Origin of the sequence: Flavobacterium fructosi (assembly GCF_042787335.1) — a bacterium.
Lineage (GTDB): Bacteria > Bacteroidota > Bacteroidia > Flavobacteriales > Flavobacteriaceae > Flavobacterium > Flavobacterium fructosi.
Genome location: NZ_JBHZQA010000003.1, coordinates 443,718 through 460,798, shown reverse-complemented (window position 1 = coordinate 460,798; position 17,081 = coordinate 443,718). Strand labels below are relative to the sequence as shown.

Sequence of the window (17,081 nt, the reverse complement as noted above, 5' to 3'; positions counted from 1 at the left end):
AATGTAAGTTTTACAAAAAGTTTTGTAACTCTCTTCTCCCTAATCATGACCACCTTTGTATTATATCAAAAACACATTAAATATAAATTAAAATGAAAAATTCAAGGAACATAATTTTAGCTTCTTTCGTCTTAACTTTTATGGGTTATATTAATGCTAACGCTCAAAGTAACGTCACCGAGTTTGGTGTAAAAGGAGGCGTTAACTTCTCTAACTTGTATACGGACAATGCCGATGACGAAAATGTCTTAACTGGTTTTAATGTTGGTTTGTACGCTAAGGTTCCTGTAACCAATTCTATTTCTATTCAACCGGAAATTTATTATACAGGAAAAGGTGCTGAAGTAGTTTATAACAATGCTTTTGCTTCAGGAACGGCAAAATTCAAACTGAATTATATTGAAGTACCAGTTATGTTAGTTGCAAACGTTACCACAAATTTCAATGTACAAGTAGGACCTTATGCTGGTTATTTAATTAATGGTAAAACTACAAACGAATCAGGGTCTTATAATTTCCAAGACAATATAAACACAGATAATTTCAATAAAATTGATGCTGGTGTTGCTGCTGGTCTTGGGATCGATTTAGAAACTGTTAGTTTTGGTGTACGATATAATTACGGTCTTACTAAAGTAGGAAAAGAAAGAAATTATTATGGAACAAATCAAACTTTTCCGGACGCTAAGAATAGTGTGTTAAGTTTTTATGGAGCTTTTTCATTTAACTAATACCCAAAGTGGCAATAAAATAAAATAATATTTTAAAAAAATACATAAATAACTGCAATACAGTTAATTAATTTTTTTAAATTTAAGTAATAATTAGTAATTAATAACTAAAAAATAGAAATCATGAGCAATCTTCTTTACACAATCGCAGTAATTTTAATCATTTTTTGGGCAATCGGATTCTTTGCATACAGCGCTGGATCAATAATACACATACTTCTTGTTATTGCAGTTATCGCGATAATATTGAGACTTATCCAAGGAAGAAGATTATAAAAATCAGAATACAAACAGTAAAAAAAATTTATTATGAAAACAGATAAAGTAGTTTTAGGTATATTAGGCGGTGTTGCTGCCGGAGCATTATTAGGAATCTTATTTGCACCTGAAAAAGGAGATAAAACAAGAAAAAAACTTATGGACAAAAGTAATGATTATGCTGATGAGTTGAAAGACAAATTAGATACATTATTAGGAACCATTACTAACAAATACGAAAAAATTTGGAAGGAAGGTGAAAACTTAATTGCTGAAGGAAAATCAAAATTTGAAGATATTAAATCAGAAGGAAAATCAATGTATGATGATGCTAAATCTGAAGGAAAATCAAAATTTGATGATGTTAAAGCAGAAGGAAAAACAAAATTTGATGACCTTAAAAATGAGATTAAAAATACAAGTATTTGAAAGTATTACGATGACAAAATTTCATAATACAAATAAGTTTAAATTTTAAATCATGGACAATCAAGCAACACCAATAGAAAAGCTTTTTGAAAAAGCGGAGGATTACACCCGAACAACGGTAGAATTAGCAAAACTAAATGTTATTGATAAATCTGCCGATGTTTTATCTTCATTACTTTCAAGATTAACCGTTATCATTGTTGTTGCTATGTTTGTTGTATTGATTAATATTGGACTTTCAATTTGGATAGGTGAATTACTTGGTAAAATCTATTATGGTTATTTTATGGTTGCCAGTATATACTTTATTCTTGCTATCGTTATAAATAGTTTTAAAGATCAATGGATTAAATTACCCGTTAGTAATTTTATAATAACAAAAATGCTTAAAAAAAGATAGTATGAAAAAGAGTAATGAAACGGACGCTTTAAATGAAACTATCGCTTTATTAGAATACAGACAAAAGCAAGAATTAAGGATACTCAAAGAACAATTTGAAGTGACCTATGCTAGTTTAAAACCATTAAACATCATTAAGAGAGTCTATTCTGAAATGACAACTTCTCCTGACTTAAAAGGGAATCTAATTAGTATTGTCATTGGGATGGCAACAGGCTACATTACCAAAAAAGTAGTAGTAAGTTCTAGCCATAATCCACTCAAAAGATTATTAGGTAACGTTTTGCAATTTGTAATTACTAATGTCGCTACAAAATATAGTGACACTAGGAAATCGAGGGAATTACTGGAATAGTAAACAACACCAACAGAACTAAAAAACATTCTTACTTTTTTATTTTTTATACATAGCTATATATTGAATTATATTCTAAAACAGGATCGCATTTACTACGGTATAGGTTACTTCGATATGCAAATAAAACCCGCAGTATTAGTTTAGCAACATTTTTAAAATTATTTTTCTTTTTCCAGAATTCTTCAATAGTTGCATAATTCAAAACAAAGTTTCTCCTTTTTCTGTTGTACCAAATTTTAATATGTTCAAAGATTTCCAGTTTCATTTGTTCTTTAGAAATCAGTTTGTTTCCATAAATCAATTCAGTTTTCAAGTATTTAAAAAAGCTTTCCGCTACCGCATTGTCGCGAAAATTTTCTTTGCGACTCCTACTGCAGGTTATTTTTTTATAGGAATCAAGAACATTTACAAACTTTTTGCTCGCATATCGAACACCTCTTTCGGAATGAAAAATCAAACCTTCCTCAATATTTCGGTTTTTAACCGCCATTTTCAAAGCTCTAAGCTTAGTTTACTTCGCCTGTTCACTATCGCTCGGATCATCTGTACTCATCCATCGATCAAATTTCAACCTATAATTTTTCGGTCGTATAAATCCATAATAGTTGTCAGGTATACAAATCCCTCTTTGGTTTGGATATAGGTGATATCCGAAACCCAAGCATTTGAAGGTATTTTCAAAAGAAACGCTCCAGTAATCACAAATTTACTTTCCATACTATTAGTATTGCATTTATGTAAAAAAAACGACGCTGTTTTTTGAATGAAATTTAAAGTTTTTTTAGATTTTTTTTAAAATTTTTTTAGTAGCGAACTAGTGGCTAAAACAATAAATAAACATAAATAACTATATAACAGTACATTAATAAATAGAATAAATTTATAATAAGTGAATTTTACAAGCTAATTTTTTAATTGTATAATAGATTTAGTCTGCAACTAACCAATCTTTGTCTTAGATAATTTCTTAACCTAAATACAATGAAAATGAAAACAAAAAATTTACTTTTAACCCTTGCAATAGTGTTTATCGCATTCTTTTCTGGCTGCGCCGAAGATGATTTCGTAGAAATCGACGGAGTTTGTCCAGTTGTTGTGTCTACCGTTCCAGTAAACGGAGCTACAAATGTACCCCTAGATCAAGTAATTAGTGTTACTTTTAATGAAGAAATGAATGCTGAAACAATTAATCAGTCTTCCTTTACTTTGAAAAGTGGTACTTCTCAAATAGCTGGTGTAATTACATACATAAATAAAACAGCGACCTTCAAGCCATCTGCTTTACTTGATCCTAACACAACTTATAGTGCTAGATTAACAAGAAAGGTTATGGATCTTACTGGTAATGCGATACAAACAGAAACTAATTGGACTTTCAGTACAGGTTTAACCGTTACCCCAATGGTTACGTCAACTGATCCAGACAATAACGCAAACAACATATTTTTGAATAAAGTTGTAAGTGTTAACTTCAATATGCCAATGAAAGCTTCAACCATTAATACTACAACTTATACCTTAAAACAAGGAACTATTGCCGTGCCAGGAACCGTATCCTACAGTGGCACTACAGCTATTTTTATTCCTACGGGACTTTTGGCTCCAAATACTGTTTATACGGCTACTGTTTCAAAATCAGTGACAAACTTAGACAACACCACGTTGATAGGTGATTATATATGGAAATTCACAACAGGTTCTTTGGTAGCTCCAACTGTGACTTCTACTGATCCTATCAACAGTTCAACAGGAATTAGTCTTTCAAAAACCATTACCGCTAACTTTAGTATGATTATGGATCCGTTGACAATTACCGGAACAACTTTTACCTTAAAACAAGGTGCAACAGTAATTGCTGGCGCTGTAACTTATACTGGGTCTACTGCCTCTTTTAAACCTACCAATGCTTTATTAGAAGGTAAAATTTATACTGCTACAATTACAACTGGGGCAAAAAGTGCTACCGGATTACCTTTAGCAAATGACTTCGTATGGAATTTTACAACATTAGTTGTTAATGCTCCTGCTCCAACTGCAGGTTTATTCTTCGGAGTATTTGGTGGAAATGCAGGAATAACTAATCAAGGTCTTAATACCAGAATTAATAATGGAGGTATCGGAACAACAGCTGCTTCGACATTAGTAACTGGATTCACCGATAAATTAGCTTCGCCAAATGATATTTATACCGTTACACCACTTAATAACGGGCTTGTTTTTGGTGGAATCTATGCCGCTGCACCATTGCCAGGAAATGCTTTAAAAGCGCAAAAAGCACTAGAAGGATTGAATGAAGCAAGAGCACTTTATAACAGTATTTCTCCCGCTTCAAAACCAGGAGGAAGTGACCAAGGATCAGGTGAGCTGGGTGGATTAACTTTAGCCGCAGGAGTTTATAAATCAGCCAGTGGTACTTATAAAATTACAAATGGAGATTTAACTTTATCCGGAAGTGCAACTGACGTTTGGATTTTCCAAGCAGAGTCTTCATTAACAGTAGGTTCTCCCGCAGCTGTCAGAAATGTTAAATTGTCAGGTGGAGCCTTGGCTAAAAATGTATATTGGTATGTAGGTAGCACAGCAGTTATCAACTACGCCGGTGGTGGTGTAATGACAGGAACGATACTTGCAGAAGACGGAGTTACATTGTCTTCTCCAGGTAGTAGCACAACTTTACCAGGTCAAGAAACGGTATTAAACGGAAGAGCAATTTCATTAATTGCTTCGGTAACGATGGTAAATACAATTATTAATGTTCCTGCGAACTAAGCAATTAATATAAAATTTAAATATCCCGTCTTAGGGCGGGATTCATTTAAATAAAATCTAATAATAAAATATATAAAAATGAAATCAAAAAATATTTATAATGAGACATCATTTATTTCATTGTCTCCTAATAAGCTAACCATTAAAAGTGTTGCATTAATTGCTTTGTCGTTGTTAAGCTTTCAAACAGCAGTTCAAGCACAAGAGACACTACCAGTTAAATACACAAAACCCTCTTGGTTTTTTGGCGTAGCAGGTGGCGCAAATTTCAATTTCTATCGTGGTTCTACGCAGCAATTGAATGCTAGTTTTACATCCCCAAAAACATTTCATGACGGATTTGGTGCTGGACTATTCATTGCACCACTTTTAGAATACCGTCCTACCGATTCAAGATGGGGTGTTATGTTACAAGCTGGATATGACAATCGTTCAGGTAAATTTGACCAAGTGATTACAGCATGCGACTGCCCAGCTGATTTAAAAGCCAACGTGAGTTACATTACCATAGAACCAAGTTTGCGTTTTGCACCATTTAAATCTGACTTTTATTTATATGGAGGTCCACGTTTAGCTTTCAACATGGATAAATCATTTACTTACCAATTAGGTGTTAATCCGGCGTTTCCAGATCAGGAACCTAATGCCGCTGTGAAAGGTAATTTTGACAATATCGAAAAAACAATTATTTCAATGCAAATTGGAGCAGGATATGATATTCCGCTTTCATCAGACAGTAACAAGACACAATTTGTATTATCGCCTTTTGTATCGTTCCAACCTTATTTTGGTCAAAATCCACGTTCAACTGAAACATGGAATAATACCACTGTAAGAGCCGGTGTTGCATTAAAATTTGGACAAGGACAAAATATCCAACAGTCTACTGATATGGAGAAAGACGGTGAAGTTCAATTCTCTGTAAACTCTCCTAGTAATGTTCCGGGAGAAAGAAAAATGACGGAAATTTTCCCACTTAGAAACTATGTATTCTTCAATACTGGATCTACTGAAATACCAAATCGTTATGTCTTATTAAACAAAGATCAGGTTAAAGATTTTAAAGAAGATCAATTGGAAGTATTTGCACCAAAAACTTTATCAGATCGCTCAAAACGTCAGATGATTGTTTATTATAACGTTCTAAACATACTTGGTGACCGTATGCAAAAAAATCCTTCAGCAATAATTACTTTAGTGGGTTCATCAGAAAAAGGCCCTGACGATGGAGCTGTAATGGCAGAATCAATCAAAACTTACTTGGTAACTGTATTTGGTATCAATCCTTCTAGAATTAATACTAAAGGTCAAAATAAGCCAAATATCCCATCAGAACAACCTGGTGCAACATTAGAACTTGAACTTTTGCGTGAGGGAGATCAAAGAGTTTCAATCGAAAGTAACTCTCCAGATTTATTAATGGAATTTCAAAGTGGACCAGATGCACAGATGAAGCCTGTTGTAATCAATGCGCTGAAAGAAGCACCCGCTGAAAGTTACGTTACTATAAATAACAACGGAGCTAAAGAAGCTTTGTCTTCATGGTCCGTACAAATGACTGATGAACAAGGAAAAGTACAATCTTTTGGACCGTACAGCGAAGATGTGGCTAGTATTCCTGGAAAATCAATTTTAGGAGACAGACCAGAAGGAGACTTTAAAGTTAAAATGGTAGGTCAAAGTAAAAGTGGTAAAATTATAGAAAAGGAAACCACTATGCATGTTGTACTTTGGACACCTGCAAAAATTGAAGAAGGTATTAGATATAGCATCATCTACGAATTTAATAAATCAAAAGCGATTGCAATTTATGAAAAGTACCTAACTGATATTGTAACACCAAAAATTCCTGCAGGAGCAACTGTAATCATTCATGGTCACACTGATATTATTGGTGAAGAAGCGCATAATCTTGATTTATCTTTAGCCCGTGCTAATGATGTGAAAGGAATTCTTGCAAGCGCTTTATCTAAAGCCGGTAGAAATGACGTGAAATTTGAAGTAAACGGATTTGGAGAAGATGAAAATAAATCTCCTTTTGAAAACAAAACTCCAGAAGAACGTTTTTATAACCGTACAGTGATAATTGATATAATTCCGGCAAAGTAATTAGTTAATCATTTTACATATTTTTATTGAATACAAGAAAGGATAGAAACTTAAAAGTCTATCCTTTTTTTTGTACCTAATTTCTAATTAGAACTCATTTCTGCTTAAGCAATTACAATACTAGATTATCAATTACGATTTAAAATTCTACAAATTAAAAGGTTGAAGTTTAAAAAAAGAAAAAAATTAACAAAAAAATTACTAATTTTACTATTCATTTTTATGTAAATATGATTGAAAACGATAAAACCTTAATCAAATTTTATACTGCTTTTGCAAACGCTGATGCAGCAAGCATGTGCGAATGTTATCATGGTGATATTCAATTTCGTGATCCTGTCTTTGGCTTACTAAAAGGAAACGATGTTTGCGAGATGTGGAAAATGTTGGTTGAAAAAAGTAACGGAAAACTTAAAATCGAGTTTGATGAAGTAAAAGCGACTGAATACATTGGTTCAGCACAATGGATTGCAACCTATAACTTTAGTAAAACGAACAGAAAAGTAGTTAATGTGATTAATGCTCAGTTTAAATTTAAGGATGGATTAATAATTAAGCATACTGATGATTTTGACATTTGGAAATGGTCTACGCAGGCCTTTGGAATTAAAGGTTATTTATTTGGATGGACGGGTTTCTTTCACAAAAAACTTAATGAACAAGCATTATTTTCGTTGAAAAAATATAAAGAAAATAAACATGCTAATTAAAACTTTAAAATCGGTATTCACTAGAGATTTAAATAAACTTAAAGCAGAAATTGAATTATATAGAAATGATAGTGATATTTGGAAAACCCAAGAAGGCATAAGTAATTCTGCCGGGAATCTTTGTCTACATTTAATAGGTAATCTCAACACCTACGTAGGAGCTGAATTTGGAAAGACCGGTTATATTAGAAACAGAGCCCTTGAATTTTCACTGAAAGATATTCCGAAGACAGAATTGCTATCAAAAATCGAGGAAACTATTATTGTCGTTGACGATGCACTTAATAACATCTCAGATGAAGAATTAAAACTGGAATTTCCTATTTTAGTTTTCGAAACAAAAATGACAACTGAATTCTTTTTGATTCATTTAACTACTCACCTAGCCTATCATTTAGGCCAAATCAATTACCACAGACGATTATTGACCTCATAATAAATAATTTACTTATATTATCATCGTTTAAAACGGCTAATAGATTTAAAATTTGTAAATTTATTATTAGTATTCTTTATAAAACTCTGATACTAAAGCTAGGGAAGAAATTGAAGTTTTAATACGATAAAAGTATGGTACCATTTCCAAATATACCCAACCCAATTACTTCCAAAAGAACCTTTTCAGCACTGGAAATCCTTCAACTAATCGTATTTACTTCGTTGATACTTTACTTTGGAAAAACACTTTTTATTCCTTTAAGTTTTTCATTGCTCATTAGTTTTATTCTGTATCCAATATGTAAATGGATGGAGAAAAAAGGAACAAGCAAAGGCCTTTCAATTGTAATCTCTCTTGTTTTTGTCACTTTAATAGCAACATCAATTATCTATCTAATTTTAGCACAAGTGATGGAATTCTTAAATGAATGGCAATTGTTGCAAGTAAAACTTAAGGATGCGACAACTCAAATAAGTACTTTTATCACGGAGCGCTTTGACATAAGCAATGAAAAACAATTGGAATTTATCAAAAAAACAATTGACAATTCTGGGTCTGAAGCTTTTTCAGTGCTACGCAACACGGCTTACTCGATATCAGAAACATTCTTTTTTCTTTTAATAATACCTGTCTTTTCCGCTCTTATATTGTATCATCGCCAACTTTTATCAAATGCACTATACGGCATTTTTCCGGTTGAACGAAAAAATATTATACATGAAATCCTTATTGAAACCATTCATGCCTATTACAATTTCATCAAAGGAATGCTGGTTGTATATATGATTGTTGGGCTATTAAATAGTGTTGGTCTCGCAATTATTGGTGTGCCACATCCTTTTCTGTTTGGTTTTATCGCTTCCATTCTAACATTTATACCCTATGTAGGAATAATGATATCATCACTACTGCCAATAGCAGTTTCTTGGATCACCTATAACTCTATCTGGTATCCATTAGGTGTAATTCTTGTATTTTCTATTGTACAAGTACTGGAAGCTTATGTTATATTTCCTTTTACAGTTGGAAGTCGTCTAAAAATAAACACACTTGTCATTATTATAATGGTACTTGTGGGAGGCATTTTATGGGGTGCTGCGGGAATGATTCTATTTATTCCATTTATAAGTATTGTGAAATTAATTGCAGACCGTACACCAAGTTTAAAATCATTATCCGTTTTATTGGGTGATGGCGAACACGAAAATCTAGGAAAATAATCTACTCTAAAAGGTCAAAATCAAACGCCCAGCCCAACTCTTTTTTATACCATAATTGTCCTTGCGAAACTTCTAATGGACAATCAAAATTATTAGTATAAAGACCTCCAGTTCCCAAACCTTGAGGCATCGAATTGTGCTTTAAAAACGTCCATTGTGAAATTGCGTTTAGACCAATATTACTCTCTAAAGCGGAGGTAATCCACCAGCCAATTTTATACTTTTCAGCCAATGAAATCCATTCTTGCGTACCTCGAAAACCACCTATAAAACTAGGTTTCAAAATAATATATTGAGGCCTAATTTTTTTCAATAATTGTTCTTTTTCACCCAATGTAAACACACCAATCAGCTCTTCATCCAAAGCAATAGGAAAAGGAGTGGTTTTACACAGCTCTGCCATCCTGTCAGTACAATTTGTTCGTATCGGTTGTTCTATACTATGTAACTTAAATTCAGATAGTTGAAGTAATTTACCTAAAGCTAAATTTACACCAAAAGCACCGTTCGCATCGACACGTATTTCGACTTGTTCCGGAGTGAAATGTTCTCGAATAAACCGCAATAATTGCAGTTCTTTATCGAAATCTATTGCACCAATTTTGAGTTTTACGCATCGGAAACCCTGAGCTAGTTTTTCCTCGATTTGTTCCTTCATAAAAGCCGCGTCACCCATCCAAACTAAACCGTTTATCAGGATTGATTTTGCACCACTTGTAAAGTCCGAAGGAAACAGTAAAAAAGGGTTTTCACTCTCCAAAGATTGAAACGCCATTTCTACTCCAAACTGTATCGAAGGAAACTCCAATAATGCTTTCCAAAGCTGGTCTTTTCCTAGGTGGATATGACCACAAGTCCATCGCAATTTTTCTTCATAATCTGGTCGATCATCAATACTCAATCCGCGAAGAATTCCGCATTCACCAATACCTTTTTTACCATCGTGTTCCAAGACGATAAACCAAGTTTCTTTTTGGGTCATAACACCACGAGAAGTTCCTGATGGTCGTTTGAAATCTAGAATATATTTGTGGTAGGTTGCTTTCAAAATGAATAGTGAATAGTTAGTGGTGAATAGCTGTTAAACTTTTAATTGAATTATGCTATTTCAATTTCTAATAAGAAATTCCAATTAAAAAAAATCCTAAAAGACATAATAGGAAAAACAGGTAAGTTGGCCATTCATTAAAAATATACATTTTTAATATTTAAAATTATTCCAACAAGAAAAACAAATAATCCAAAATAGCGTATAAACAAATTTGTTCTTTTCATTTTTTTTTATTTATTATTTCTTTTTTTACAGAATATTTAATAAACAATTCTCTATTTATCCATTAACTTCAAAACTCTTTCAAAATCATCATTTTTAATCCCAACTTTCTTAAAAGCTTCAAAATCTTGTTTTACTTTTTGAGTCCAACTCAAACTATCGGTAACGTTTTGAGATTGGTATTGCTTGTAAATGGCTTTTGCAGAAGCATAGTTATCATTCAATAAATAAGCGTGCGCCAAATTCAGCTTTATCAATAATTCCGAACCATCCAGCTTCTCGCCTTCTTTTAAAAATTTAATAGCTTTACCATACTGTTTAGTCAAAATATAACTATTCCCTATCGCATTGTAATCTAATGCTGTTGCTTTTCCGTCATTAATTATAGTACTCAATTTCATGATTGCCTCCCCTTGCTTCCCTTGTTTCGCAAACAAAGTGGCTTGTTTACGTAAATCATCATAAACTCCTTTAGAAAGACTTGTTTCACCAAAGCAACTATTCCCAAAATCCTTAAAAGCTTTTGAACGCTCCATCGGTAATAATTTTTGGAATTCATTGAACTTGTATTTGGACTGTATTTTATCAAGAATACAAACGCAAAAATCATCTGAATTGGTCATTTTTTGAGCCATATTAGATGTCCTACATTGATCAATGATTGATTTTCTGTTTGCTAAAGTCCATCCGCGACTGAGCTTGCTATCAACCCACGGAACCACTTCGAGAATGATTTTTTGATTCATGATCCAGTTCTTACTTTCGAAACCAAACCATAAATTTCCTGAATTCAATTTCATACAAGCCGATTTCTCTGTAGAAAGTCGCTTGGCATCTTTACTGACTGGTGTATCCTTAACCAAACAAGCATCATCTGTTTTTCCATCTGCTTTATATTTTGTAGCTAATTCTTCTTTTGAAAAAATGGCATATTTACACTTATCATCTCCCGAAATTTTGGATAGAATAAAAACTGCCCCTGCTGAACCTTGACTGATTCCTGTAGGATCTGGAATGGCTTTTAAAACCGATACCAAACTACCTGCCATTTGCTGATTTTTATCCAAAAGTGTTATTCTGTAAACGACTTCGGTAGTTCCCTCAGGAAAATCTTGGGTTTTTATAACAATCCTATCTCTTGCCGAAACGGTAATTTCTTCTGATGTAGCGCGGGTTTTATCCCAATAGCCGTCTTTTTGAGAAAAAACAGTGCTTGTTGAAAATAGAAATAGTATAAAAAAAATGAAATATTTATTTTGCATGATTAATTTAAAATTTAAACACTAAGCTCCCAAAGTTTTTTCGCGAAGTTCACAATGTGTCGCGTCAACGATAATCCTAGCCCTGATAAAAGCGGTATCCTTTAGTTTTTTTTTTTAAAGCAAGTAAAGATACAAGCGGATAGCAGGAAATAGCTTCAAAAAAAATTACAAGTCTATCGAACTTCCTATTTCCAGTAACATCAAATCTTTTCCTTTATCGAAGAATTTGCGAATAGCAGCTTCATGATCGATTTCGATATAACCAAAAGTATCATAATGATAGCCTAGAATTTTATCGCAGTCTACAAAATCAGAAGCAATAATCGCATCATCGACATCCATCGTAAAATTATCGCCGATAGGAAGAATCGCCAAATCGAGTTTGGTGCGCATAGGAATTAGCTTCATATCCATGGTTAGTGCGGTATCTCCAGCAATGTAGATATTTTTGTGTTCGCCTTCAATTACAAAACCACCGGGATTTCCGCCGTAGCTGCCGTCAGGAAAAGAACTAGAATGAATCGCATTTACATATTTCAATTTCCCAAAATCAAAATTCCAGCTTCCGCCGTGATTCATTGGATGCGATTGAAACCCTTTTTGAGAATAATATCCTGCAATTTCTGCATTAGAAACAATTACTGCGTTAGTTCTTTTAGCAATTGCTTCCACGTCAAGCATATGATCTCCATGAGCGTGCGTTACCAAAATATAATCCGCTTTCAAGGTATTAATATCGATATGTGCTGCCTTAGGATTCGCAGAAATATAAGGATCTACTAAAATATGCTTACCACTCACTTCGATTCCCAAAGTGGCATGACCGTAAAAAGTTATTTTCATTTTTTTGAATTTAAAAATTGAATGATTCCAAGATTGAAAAGTCAAACCTTGAATCTTTACTGTTATCTATTTTCCTGCTAAGAATTATTTACTATTAAATCTGAAAAAAAGTATATCATAGACAATGCTAATAATATCGAAAGCGCAAAAGTACTCAGCGCTAATTTTTTTAATTCAGGATCTAACAATCTAGGCTCTTTATTTTTATAAACATTAATTAAATGTTTAGTTAAAGGCAAGTAAGCCAACAAAAACAAATATTGGTCAAAATGGAAATGACTTAACAACGCAAAAATAAGAACCAAAACCATTGCTGTAATCACCAAAAAATAATGATATTTTTTTGCTTTACTTCCACCAACTTTTACAACGATTGTATTTTTATTAGACTTCCTGTCTGAAGCTTCATCGCGCATATTGTTCAAATTTAAAACTCCCACGCTCAATAATCCGATTGCAATTGCTGGCAAAAGCAACACAAAATCCAATTGTTTTGAATAAAGAAAATTCACCCCTAAGGTGCTAACCAAACCAAAGAACACAAAGACAAACAAATCGCCATATCCACGGTATCCGTAGGCAGTATTCCCCACTGTATACCGAATTGCCGAAACAATAGATAAAAGCCCTAAAGCTAGAAAGAATAAAGAATACCAAATATTCGTATTTGCAAACGCAAAATAAATCAATAATATCGCAGCGAACAAAGTCAGTAATGAAGTTATTATTATAGCACGTTTCATAGCTGCAGGAGAGATTACGCCACTCTGTATGGCACGTTTTGGTCCTACACGGTCTTCGTTATCCGTTCCTTTCGTGCCATCTCCGTAATCATTAGCAAAATTTGATAGTATCTGCAATCCAAGAGTCGTCAAGATTGCAAAACCAAATATCCGCCAATTGAATACTTCGGTTGGCGTAAGGATGTTATCTGTTGGGTTTGCCAGCGCATACATACTACCTACAATAATACCGGATACTGATAATGGCAATGTTCGTAATCGTGCGGCTTGAATCCAGTGTTTCATATATTTTTATTTTAAACTATTTTTCACATCCAATTGCTATTGGAGGTTTCTATTTCGTACAACCAAAGGTTGACATATTGTTTTATTGTTGTAAAATTACCCAATTGGAAAGCGATTTCACCACCAGCAGTATGCAAAGTTATCGAACCTATATTTAAATTTTTATGCCAAAAAAGCTGTGAAGTCGTAATCGCTTGAATTTTAGCCGGTTCAATAATTTCATTACTAATATCCCAAGCGCCACTTTGTTTGATAATAAAATGATCATCGATAAAGAGTCTATTATTTTTGAATCTGAAAAACTGAACCAATGCTAGTAAGGCAATGTAAATTGGCACTAAATAACTATATTCAAAAACAGCAGGCATAATCCAATATCCAAATGCTCCGAATCCAGACAAAGGTAATCCTATCGATAAGAAAAGAGAAAAAACAAGCTTACGAAAATTAGGTTTTAGCATTACTCCTTTTTTGGGAATTGTTAGAAACAACAACTGTAATATCGCATCACTTTCTGATGCACTGCAACCTGGAATTTCGATGGCTGATTTACGCTCTTCTTTTTCACCATTTGTGGCTTGCCTGATTTTTAGTTCCAGAATATTCATTTTCTTTTGAAAATAATTACTGGTAACTGTTGTAATTTGAACTTTTTCTGGCTTTATAATCGTGCTTTTTGTATTTAACAAACCGAAAGAGAGCAACAAAGAACCTTTCTGTCTTGTGATGTTATAATTGTAATATTTGAAAACAATGCGAACCAAATTGATTACCAAAACAGTCGACAGCAACAGTATAATAAAAATAGAAAAGGTTTGAATTACTAAATTCTTATCAACATAATTTTCAATATTTTCGTCATGAAAAACATCTCTGCCTGTGATTTTTTTTATGTAATCGGAAACTGTGATGAAAAACAGCAACAATAATGAAATGCTTCTTCCGTAATTAGAGGTAATTCCAATTTTCAACAAGCTTAAAAAACTTATTTTTATAAAAGGATGTTCTTCTTCAAGTTGTTTTTCAATTGATTCTACAAATGGAAATTCCTGGGTTTCGCTGCTACTTTTTTTAACTTCATTTTGCAACAAACGAGATTTTAATTCCAATGCCAGTTCATGCGAAATTGCTTTAATTGCGCCTTCTTTTTTATTAGTTCCGGCTGTATCTACATCAAGTTCGTATATGCCAATCATCCTTTGAACAAAAGACTGATTTATATTTACTTGTTGGATTTTATGGAGCTGAATCGCCGTTTTAGTTTTATTAAAGACTCCTTCGGTGATTATAAATTCATCGTTTATGGTATCTAAAAAGAAAGTGAAATTCAAATATTTCATATACGAAACTACTGCTGTAGCAACGAACACAAGAATTCCTCCAAGTAAAAGATACGTTTTATTAACTTCGTCAAACTTGAAAATCCAAATTACAATAATGGGCCATAACGCTCTTCCATATTGCTGCAGCGAATAAAAAAATAGCACTAAAATCCCAACAACAGACTGACGTTGCGGTTGACTGAAATCCGTACTCATTAAAGTTGTTTTTGTATTTTACCCATCAACAGCTGCTTGATATTTTCGGCTTGCTCTTTTTCAATTCCTGGAATTTCAATATCACTGGAACTGCCTCCAGCGGTGAAAATTTCAATTTTAGCCAATCCAAAATAACGGGAAACTAATCCTTCATGCAAAGCCACGTGTTGTATTCTGTTATAAGGAATTACAATTGTATTTGTAGCAATAATTCCATGTCTAAAAAGAACATCGTGGTTCCTGAAAGCGAATCTTTTTTTGCGGAAAGCGATACGGGAAAACAACAAAATAAAAACTATTAATACAGTCGTTAAGCTGATTAATTCTAATTGAAACTCAGACAACTCTTTTATAAAAATCAATCCCAACATCATTCCAAAACATATAAACACTATTAAAATAAAACAACTTATCAAAGTTACTTTCCAATAATTAGGATGCAAAGCTGTAAACTGCACTTCCTCAAATTTTGGAAGCTGACTCGTATCTATAATTTCGTTTGTGAAATTTTCCATTTATAAAGTTTAGTTTAAAATTTATGGTTAAAAAGTTTAAAGTTCCTGGTTAAAACAACTTTAAACTTTAAACATCAAACTTTTTATGGTAACCATTTTTTTTCAAAATTTGGTTTTCTTTTTTCCAAGAATGCATTTCTACCTTCTTTCGCTTCTTCGGTCATATAAGCAAGACGGGTTGCTTCACCGGCAAAAACCTGCTGTCCCACCATACCATCATCGGTAAGGTTCATCGCGAATTTTAGCATTTTGATAGCCATCGGTGATTTTTGCAAAATTTCCTGTGCCCATTCGTACGCCGTATCTTCTAATTCCTCATGCGGTATCACGGCATTTACCATCCCCATATCCATAGCGTCCTGAGCTGAATAATTGCGTCCAAGGAAGAAAATCTCACGAGCTTTTTTCTGTCCGACCATTTTGGCCAAATACGCAGAACCATATCCTCCATCAAAACTGGTAACATCAGCATCGGTTTGTTTAAAAATAGCATGCTCTTTACTGGCTAAAGTCAAATCACAAACCACATGCAAACTATGTCCGCCACCTACAGCCCAACCAGGAACTACAGCAATGACTACTTTTGGCATAAAACGGATTAATCGTTGTACTTCTAAAATATTTAGCCTGTGTTGTCCGTCATCACCCACATATCCTTGATGACCTCGTGCGTTTTGATCTCCACCGCTACAGAAAGAATACACACCATCCTTTGAAGATGGTCCTTCCGCCGATAATAAAACTACTCCAATTGAAGTATCTTCTTGGGCATCATAAAAAGCATTAAACAATTCAGCAGTCGTTTTTGGACGGAAAGCGTTGCGTACATCCGGTCTGTTGAAAGCGATTCTGGCAACACCATTGCATTTTTTATAAGTGATATCTTCGTATTCTTTGGCAGTAATCCAATCCATGTCAATTCGTTTAAATTATTTACTGTAAAATTAAAATATTTTTCCCATAATATCTACTCTATTTCATTGTAGGTCATGGGTAATCATTCTCTCATAAAATAAGCTAAAAATGTTAAAAAACCAAAATGAAATTAGGAAATATTTGTCGTCAAACAAAATAATTATTAATTTTAATCATTGCTAATCATTGTTGTACGTGTTATTTTAATCTGATTTGGCATTTTTTTCACTGAATTATTAACCTAAAAAATGACTGTTTGAACACAATTAAAAATTTTGTCGCTT

Annotated in this window: 19 protein-coding genes; 10 read left to right on the top strand and 9 right to left on the bottom strand. The window is 33.2% G+C overall.

Annotated features, from left to right (window positions below; genetic code table 11):
• The first annotated feature begins 92 nt into the window (after positions 1-92).
• The 5 genes from ACFX5D_RS07340 to ACFX5D_RS07320 all read left to right on the top strand — a co-directional run bounded on the left by ACFX5D_RS07340 (position 93) and on the right by ACFX5D_RS07320 (position 2,173).
• Complete coding sequence (locus ACFX5D_RS07340; RefSeq protein ID WP_379857588.1) at positions 93-731, top strand: porin family protein; 639 nt, start codon at positions 93-95, stop codon at positions 729-731.
• Positions 732-854: 123 nt separating this feature from the next.
• On the top strand, positions 855-1,007 hold the full coding sequence (locus ACFX5D_RS07335) for a lmo0937 family membrane protein (RefSeq protein WP_196851007.1): 153 nt from the start codon (positions 855-857) through the stop codon (positions 1,005-1,007).
• A gap of 33 nt (positions 1,008-1,040) precedes the next feature.
• Positions 1,041-1,418, top strand: a complete 378-nt coding sequence (locus ACFX5D_RS07330) for a YtxH domain-containing protein (RefSeq protein WP_379857587.1) — start codon at positions 1,041-1,043, stop codon at positions 1,416-1,418.
• A 52-nt stretch (positions 1,419-1,470) separates the two neighbouring features.
• The gene (locus ACFX5D_RS07325) at positions 1,471-1,818 is read left to right on the top strand and encodes a hypothetical protein (protein ID WP_379857586.1); all 348 of its coding nucleotides are present in this window, start codon (positions 1,471-1,473) and stop codon (positions 1,816-1,818) included.
• 1 nt (position 1,819) lies between these two features.
• Positions 1,820-2,173, top strand: coding sequence for a hypothetical protein (locus ACFX5D_RS07320; protein ID WP_379857585.1), 354 nt, complete (start codon positions 1,820-1,822; stop codon positions 2,171-2,173).
• A gap of 46 nt (positions 2,174-2,219) precedes the next feature.
• On the opposite strand, the gene ACFX5D_RS07315 is transcribed toward ACFX5D_RS07320, so the two are convergent.
• Together ACFX5D_RS07315 and ACFX5D_RS07310 are read right to left on the bottom strand one after the other, a co-directional pair.
• The gene (locus tag ACFX5D_RS07315) at positions 2,220-2,666 is read right to left on the bottom strand and encodes an IS3 family transposase (protein WP_379857584.1); all 447 of its coding nucleotides are present in this window, start codon (positions 2,664-2,666) and stop codon (positions 2,220-2,222) included.
• Between the two features lie 77 nt (positions 2,667-2,743).
• Complete coding sequence (locus tag ACFX5D_RS07310; protein WP_379857583.1) at positions 2,744-2,893, bottom strand: hypothetical protein; 150 nt, start codon at positions 2,891-2,893, stop codon at positions 2,744-2,746.
• Positions 2,894-3,163: 270 nt separating this feature from the next.
• Between ACFX5D_RS07310 and ACFX5D_RS07305 the strand changes: the two genes are divergently transcribed.
• The 5 genes from ACFX5D_RS07305 (at position 3,164) to ACFX5D_RS07285 (ending at position 9,423) form a co-directional block, all read left to right on the top strand.
• Positions 3,164-4,945 carry an Ig-like domain-containing protein gene (locus tag ACFX5D_RS07305; protein WP_379857582.1) on the top strand — a complete coding sequence of 594 codons (1,782 nt, stop codon included), beginning with the start codon at positions 3,164-3,166 and terminating at the stop codon, positions 4,943-4,945.
• Positions 4,946-5,023: 78 nt separating this feature from the next.
• Positions 5,024-7,054 carry an OmpA family protein gene (locus ACFX5D_RS07300; protein WP_379857581.1) on the top strand — a complete coding sequence of 677 codons (2,031 nt, stop codon included), beginning with the start codon at positions 5,024-5,026 and terminating at the stop codon, positions 7,052-7,054.
• Between the two features lie 230 nt (positions 7,055-7,284).
• Positions 7,285-7,764, top strand: a complete 480-nt coding sequence (locus tag ACFX5D_RS07295) for a nuclear transport factor 2 family protein (protein WP_379857579.1) — start codon at positions 7,285-7,287, stop codon at positions 7,762-7,764.
• Complete coding sequence (locus tag ACFX5D_RS07290; protein ID WP_379857578.1) at positions 7,754-8,200, top strand: DinB family protein; 447 nt, start codon at positions 7,754-7,756, stop codon at positions 8,198-8,200. Before ACFX5D_RS07295 ends, ACFX5D_RS07290 begins: the two co-directional genes overlap by 11 nt.
• Positions 8,201-8,334: 134 nt before the next feature.
• Positions 8,335-9,423 carry an AI-2E family transporter gene (locus tag ACFX5D_RS07285; protein ID WP_379857577.1) on the top strand — a complete coding sequence of 363 codons (1,089 nt, stop codon included), beginning with the start codon at positions 8,335-8,337 and terminating at the stop codon, positions 9,421-9,423.
• A gap of 1 nt (position 9,424) precedes the next feature.
• On the opposite strand, the gene ACFX5D_RS07280 is transcribed toward ACFX5D_RS07285, so the two are convergent.
• The 7 genes from ACFX5D_RS07280 to ACFX5D_RS07250 all read right to left on the bottom strand — a co-directional run bounded on the left by ACFX5D_RS07280 (position 9,425) and on the right by ACFX5D_RS07250 (position 16,796).
• Positions 9,425-10,471: an o-succinylbenzoate synthase gene (locus tag ACFX5D_RS07280; protein WP_379857576.1), complete on the bottom strand. Its 1,047-nt coding sequence runs from the start codon at positions 10,469-10,471 to the stop codon at positions 9,425-9,427.
• A gap of 278 nt (positions 10,472-10,749) precedes the next feature.
• Positions 10,750-11,958, bottom strand: coding sequence for a tetratricopeptide repeat protein (locus tag ACFX5D_RS07275; protein ID WP_379857575.1), 1,209 nt, complete (start codon positions 11,956-11,958; stop codon positions 10,750-10,752).
• Positions 11,959-12,123: 165 nt separating this feature from the next.
• Positions 12,124-12,801 (bottom strand): metal-dependent hydrolase, encoded by a 678-nt coding sequence (locus ACFX5D_RS07270; protein ID WP_379857574.1) that lies wholly within the window; start codon positions 12,799-12,801, stop codon positions 12,124-12,126.
• 77 nt (positions 12,802-12,878) lie between these two features.
• Positions 12,879-13,829, bottom strand: a complete 951-nt coding sequence (menA, locus tag ACFX5D_RS07265; protein ID WP_379857573.1) for a 1,4-dihydroxy-2-naphthoate octaprenyltransferase — start codon at positions 13,827-13,829, stop codon at positions 12,879-12,881.
• A 23-nt stretch (positions 13,830-13,852) separates the two neighbouring features.
• The gene (locus ACFX5D_RS07260) at positions 13,853-15,367 is read right to left on the bottom strand and encodes a PH domain-containing protein (protein WP_379857572.1); all 1,515 of its coding nucleotides are present in this window, start codon (positions 15,365-15,367) and stop codon (positions 13,853-13,855) included.
• Positions 15,367-15,882 (bottom strand): PH domain-containing protein, encoded by a 516-nt coding sequence (locus tag ACFX5D_RS07255; RefSeq protein ID WP_379852740.1) that lies wholly within the window; start codon positions 15,880-15,882, stop codon positions 15,367-15,369. The genes ACFX5D_RS07260 and ACFX5D_RS07255 overlap by 1 nt, the downstream gene beginning before the upstream one ends.
• A gap of 83 nt (positions 15,883-15,965) precedes the next feature.
• Positions 15,966-16,796 carry a 1,4-dihydroxy-2-naphthoyl-CoA synthase gene (locus ACFX5D_RS07250; protein ID WP_379852738.1) on the bottom strand — a complete coding sequence of 277 codons (831 nt, stop codon included), beginning with the start codon at positions 16,794-16,796 and terminating at the stop codon, positions 15,966-15,968.
• Positions 16,797-17,081: the final 285 nt, after the last annotated feature.

Bases quoted from the DNA above. Each gene is read 5' to 3' on its own strand.
- ACFX5D_RS07340 (WP_379857588.1), top strand. From the start codon at position 93: ATGAAAAATTCAAGGAACATAATTTTAGCTTCTTTCGTCTTAACTTTT.
- ACFX5D_RS07335 (WP_196851007.1), top strand. From the start codon at position 855: ATGAGCAATCTTCTTTACACAATCGCAGTAATTTTAATCATTTTTTGG.
- ACFX5D_RS07330 (WP_379857587.1), top strand. From the start codon at position 1,041: ATGAAAACAGATAAAGTAGTTTTAGGTATATTAGGCGGTGTTGCTGCC.
- ACFX5D_RS07325 (WP_379857586.1), top strand. From the start codon at position 1,471: ATGGACAATCAAGCAACACCAATAGAAAAGCTTTTTGAAAAAGCGGAG.
- ACFX5D_RS07320 (WP_379857585.1), top strand. From the start codon at position 1,820: ATGAAAAAGAGTAATGAAACGGACGCTTTAAATGAAACTATCGCTTTA.
- ACFX5D_RS07315 (WP_379857584.1), bottom strand. From the start codon at position 2,666: ATGGCGGTTAAAAACCGAAATATTGAGGAAGGTTTGATTTTTCATTCC.
- ACFX5D_RS07310 (WP_379857583.1), bottom strand. From the start codon at position 2,893: ATGGAAAGTAAATTTGTGATTACTGGAGCGTTTCTTTTGAAAATACCT.
- ACFX5D_RS07305 (WP_379857582.1), top strand. From the start codon at position 3,164: ATGAAAACAAAAAATTTACTTTTAACCCTTGCAATAGTGTTTATCGCA.
- ACFX5D_RS07300 (WP_379857581.1), top strand. From the start codon at position 5,024: ATGAAATCAAAAAATATTTATAATGAGACATCATTTATTTCATTGTCT.
- ACFX5D_RS07295 (WP_379857579.1), top strand. From the start codon at position 7,285: ATGATTGAAAACGATAAAACCTTAATCAAATTTTATACTGCTTTTGCA.
- ACFX5D_RS07290 (WP_379857578.1), top strand. From the start codon at position 7,754: ATGCTAATTAAAACTTTAAAATCGGTATTCACTAGAGATTTAAATAAA.
- ACFX5D_RS07285 (WP_379857577.1), top strand. From the start codon at position 8,335: ATGGTACCATTTCCAAATATACCCAACCCAATTACTTCCAAAAGAACC.
- ACFX5D_RS07275 (WP_379857575.1), bottom strand. From the start codon at position 11,958: ATGCAAAATAAATATTTCATTTTTTTTATACTATTTCTATTTTCAACA.
- ACFX5D_RS07270 (WP_379857574.1), bottom strand. From the start codon at position 12,801: ATGAAAATAACTTTTTACGGTCATGCCACTTTGGGAATCGAAGTGAGT.
- menA (WP_379857573.1), bottom strand. From the start codon at position 13,829: ATGAAACACTGGATTCAAGCCGCACGATTACGAACATTGCCATTATCA.
- ACFX5D_RS07260 (WP_379857572.1), bottom strand. From the start codon at position 15,367: ATGAGTACGGATTTCAGTCAACCGCAACGTCAGTCTGTTGTTGGGATT.
- ACFX5D_RS07255 (WP_379852740.1), bottom strand. From the start codon at position 15,882: ATGGAAAATTTCACAAACGAAATTATAGATACGAGTCAGCTTCCAAAA.
- ACFX5D_RS07250 (WP_379852738.1), bottom strand. From the start codon at position 16,796: ATGGATTGGATTACTGCCAAAGAATACGAAGATATCACTTATAAAAAA.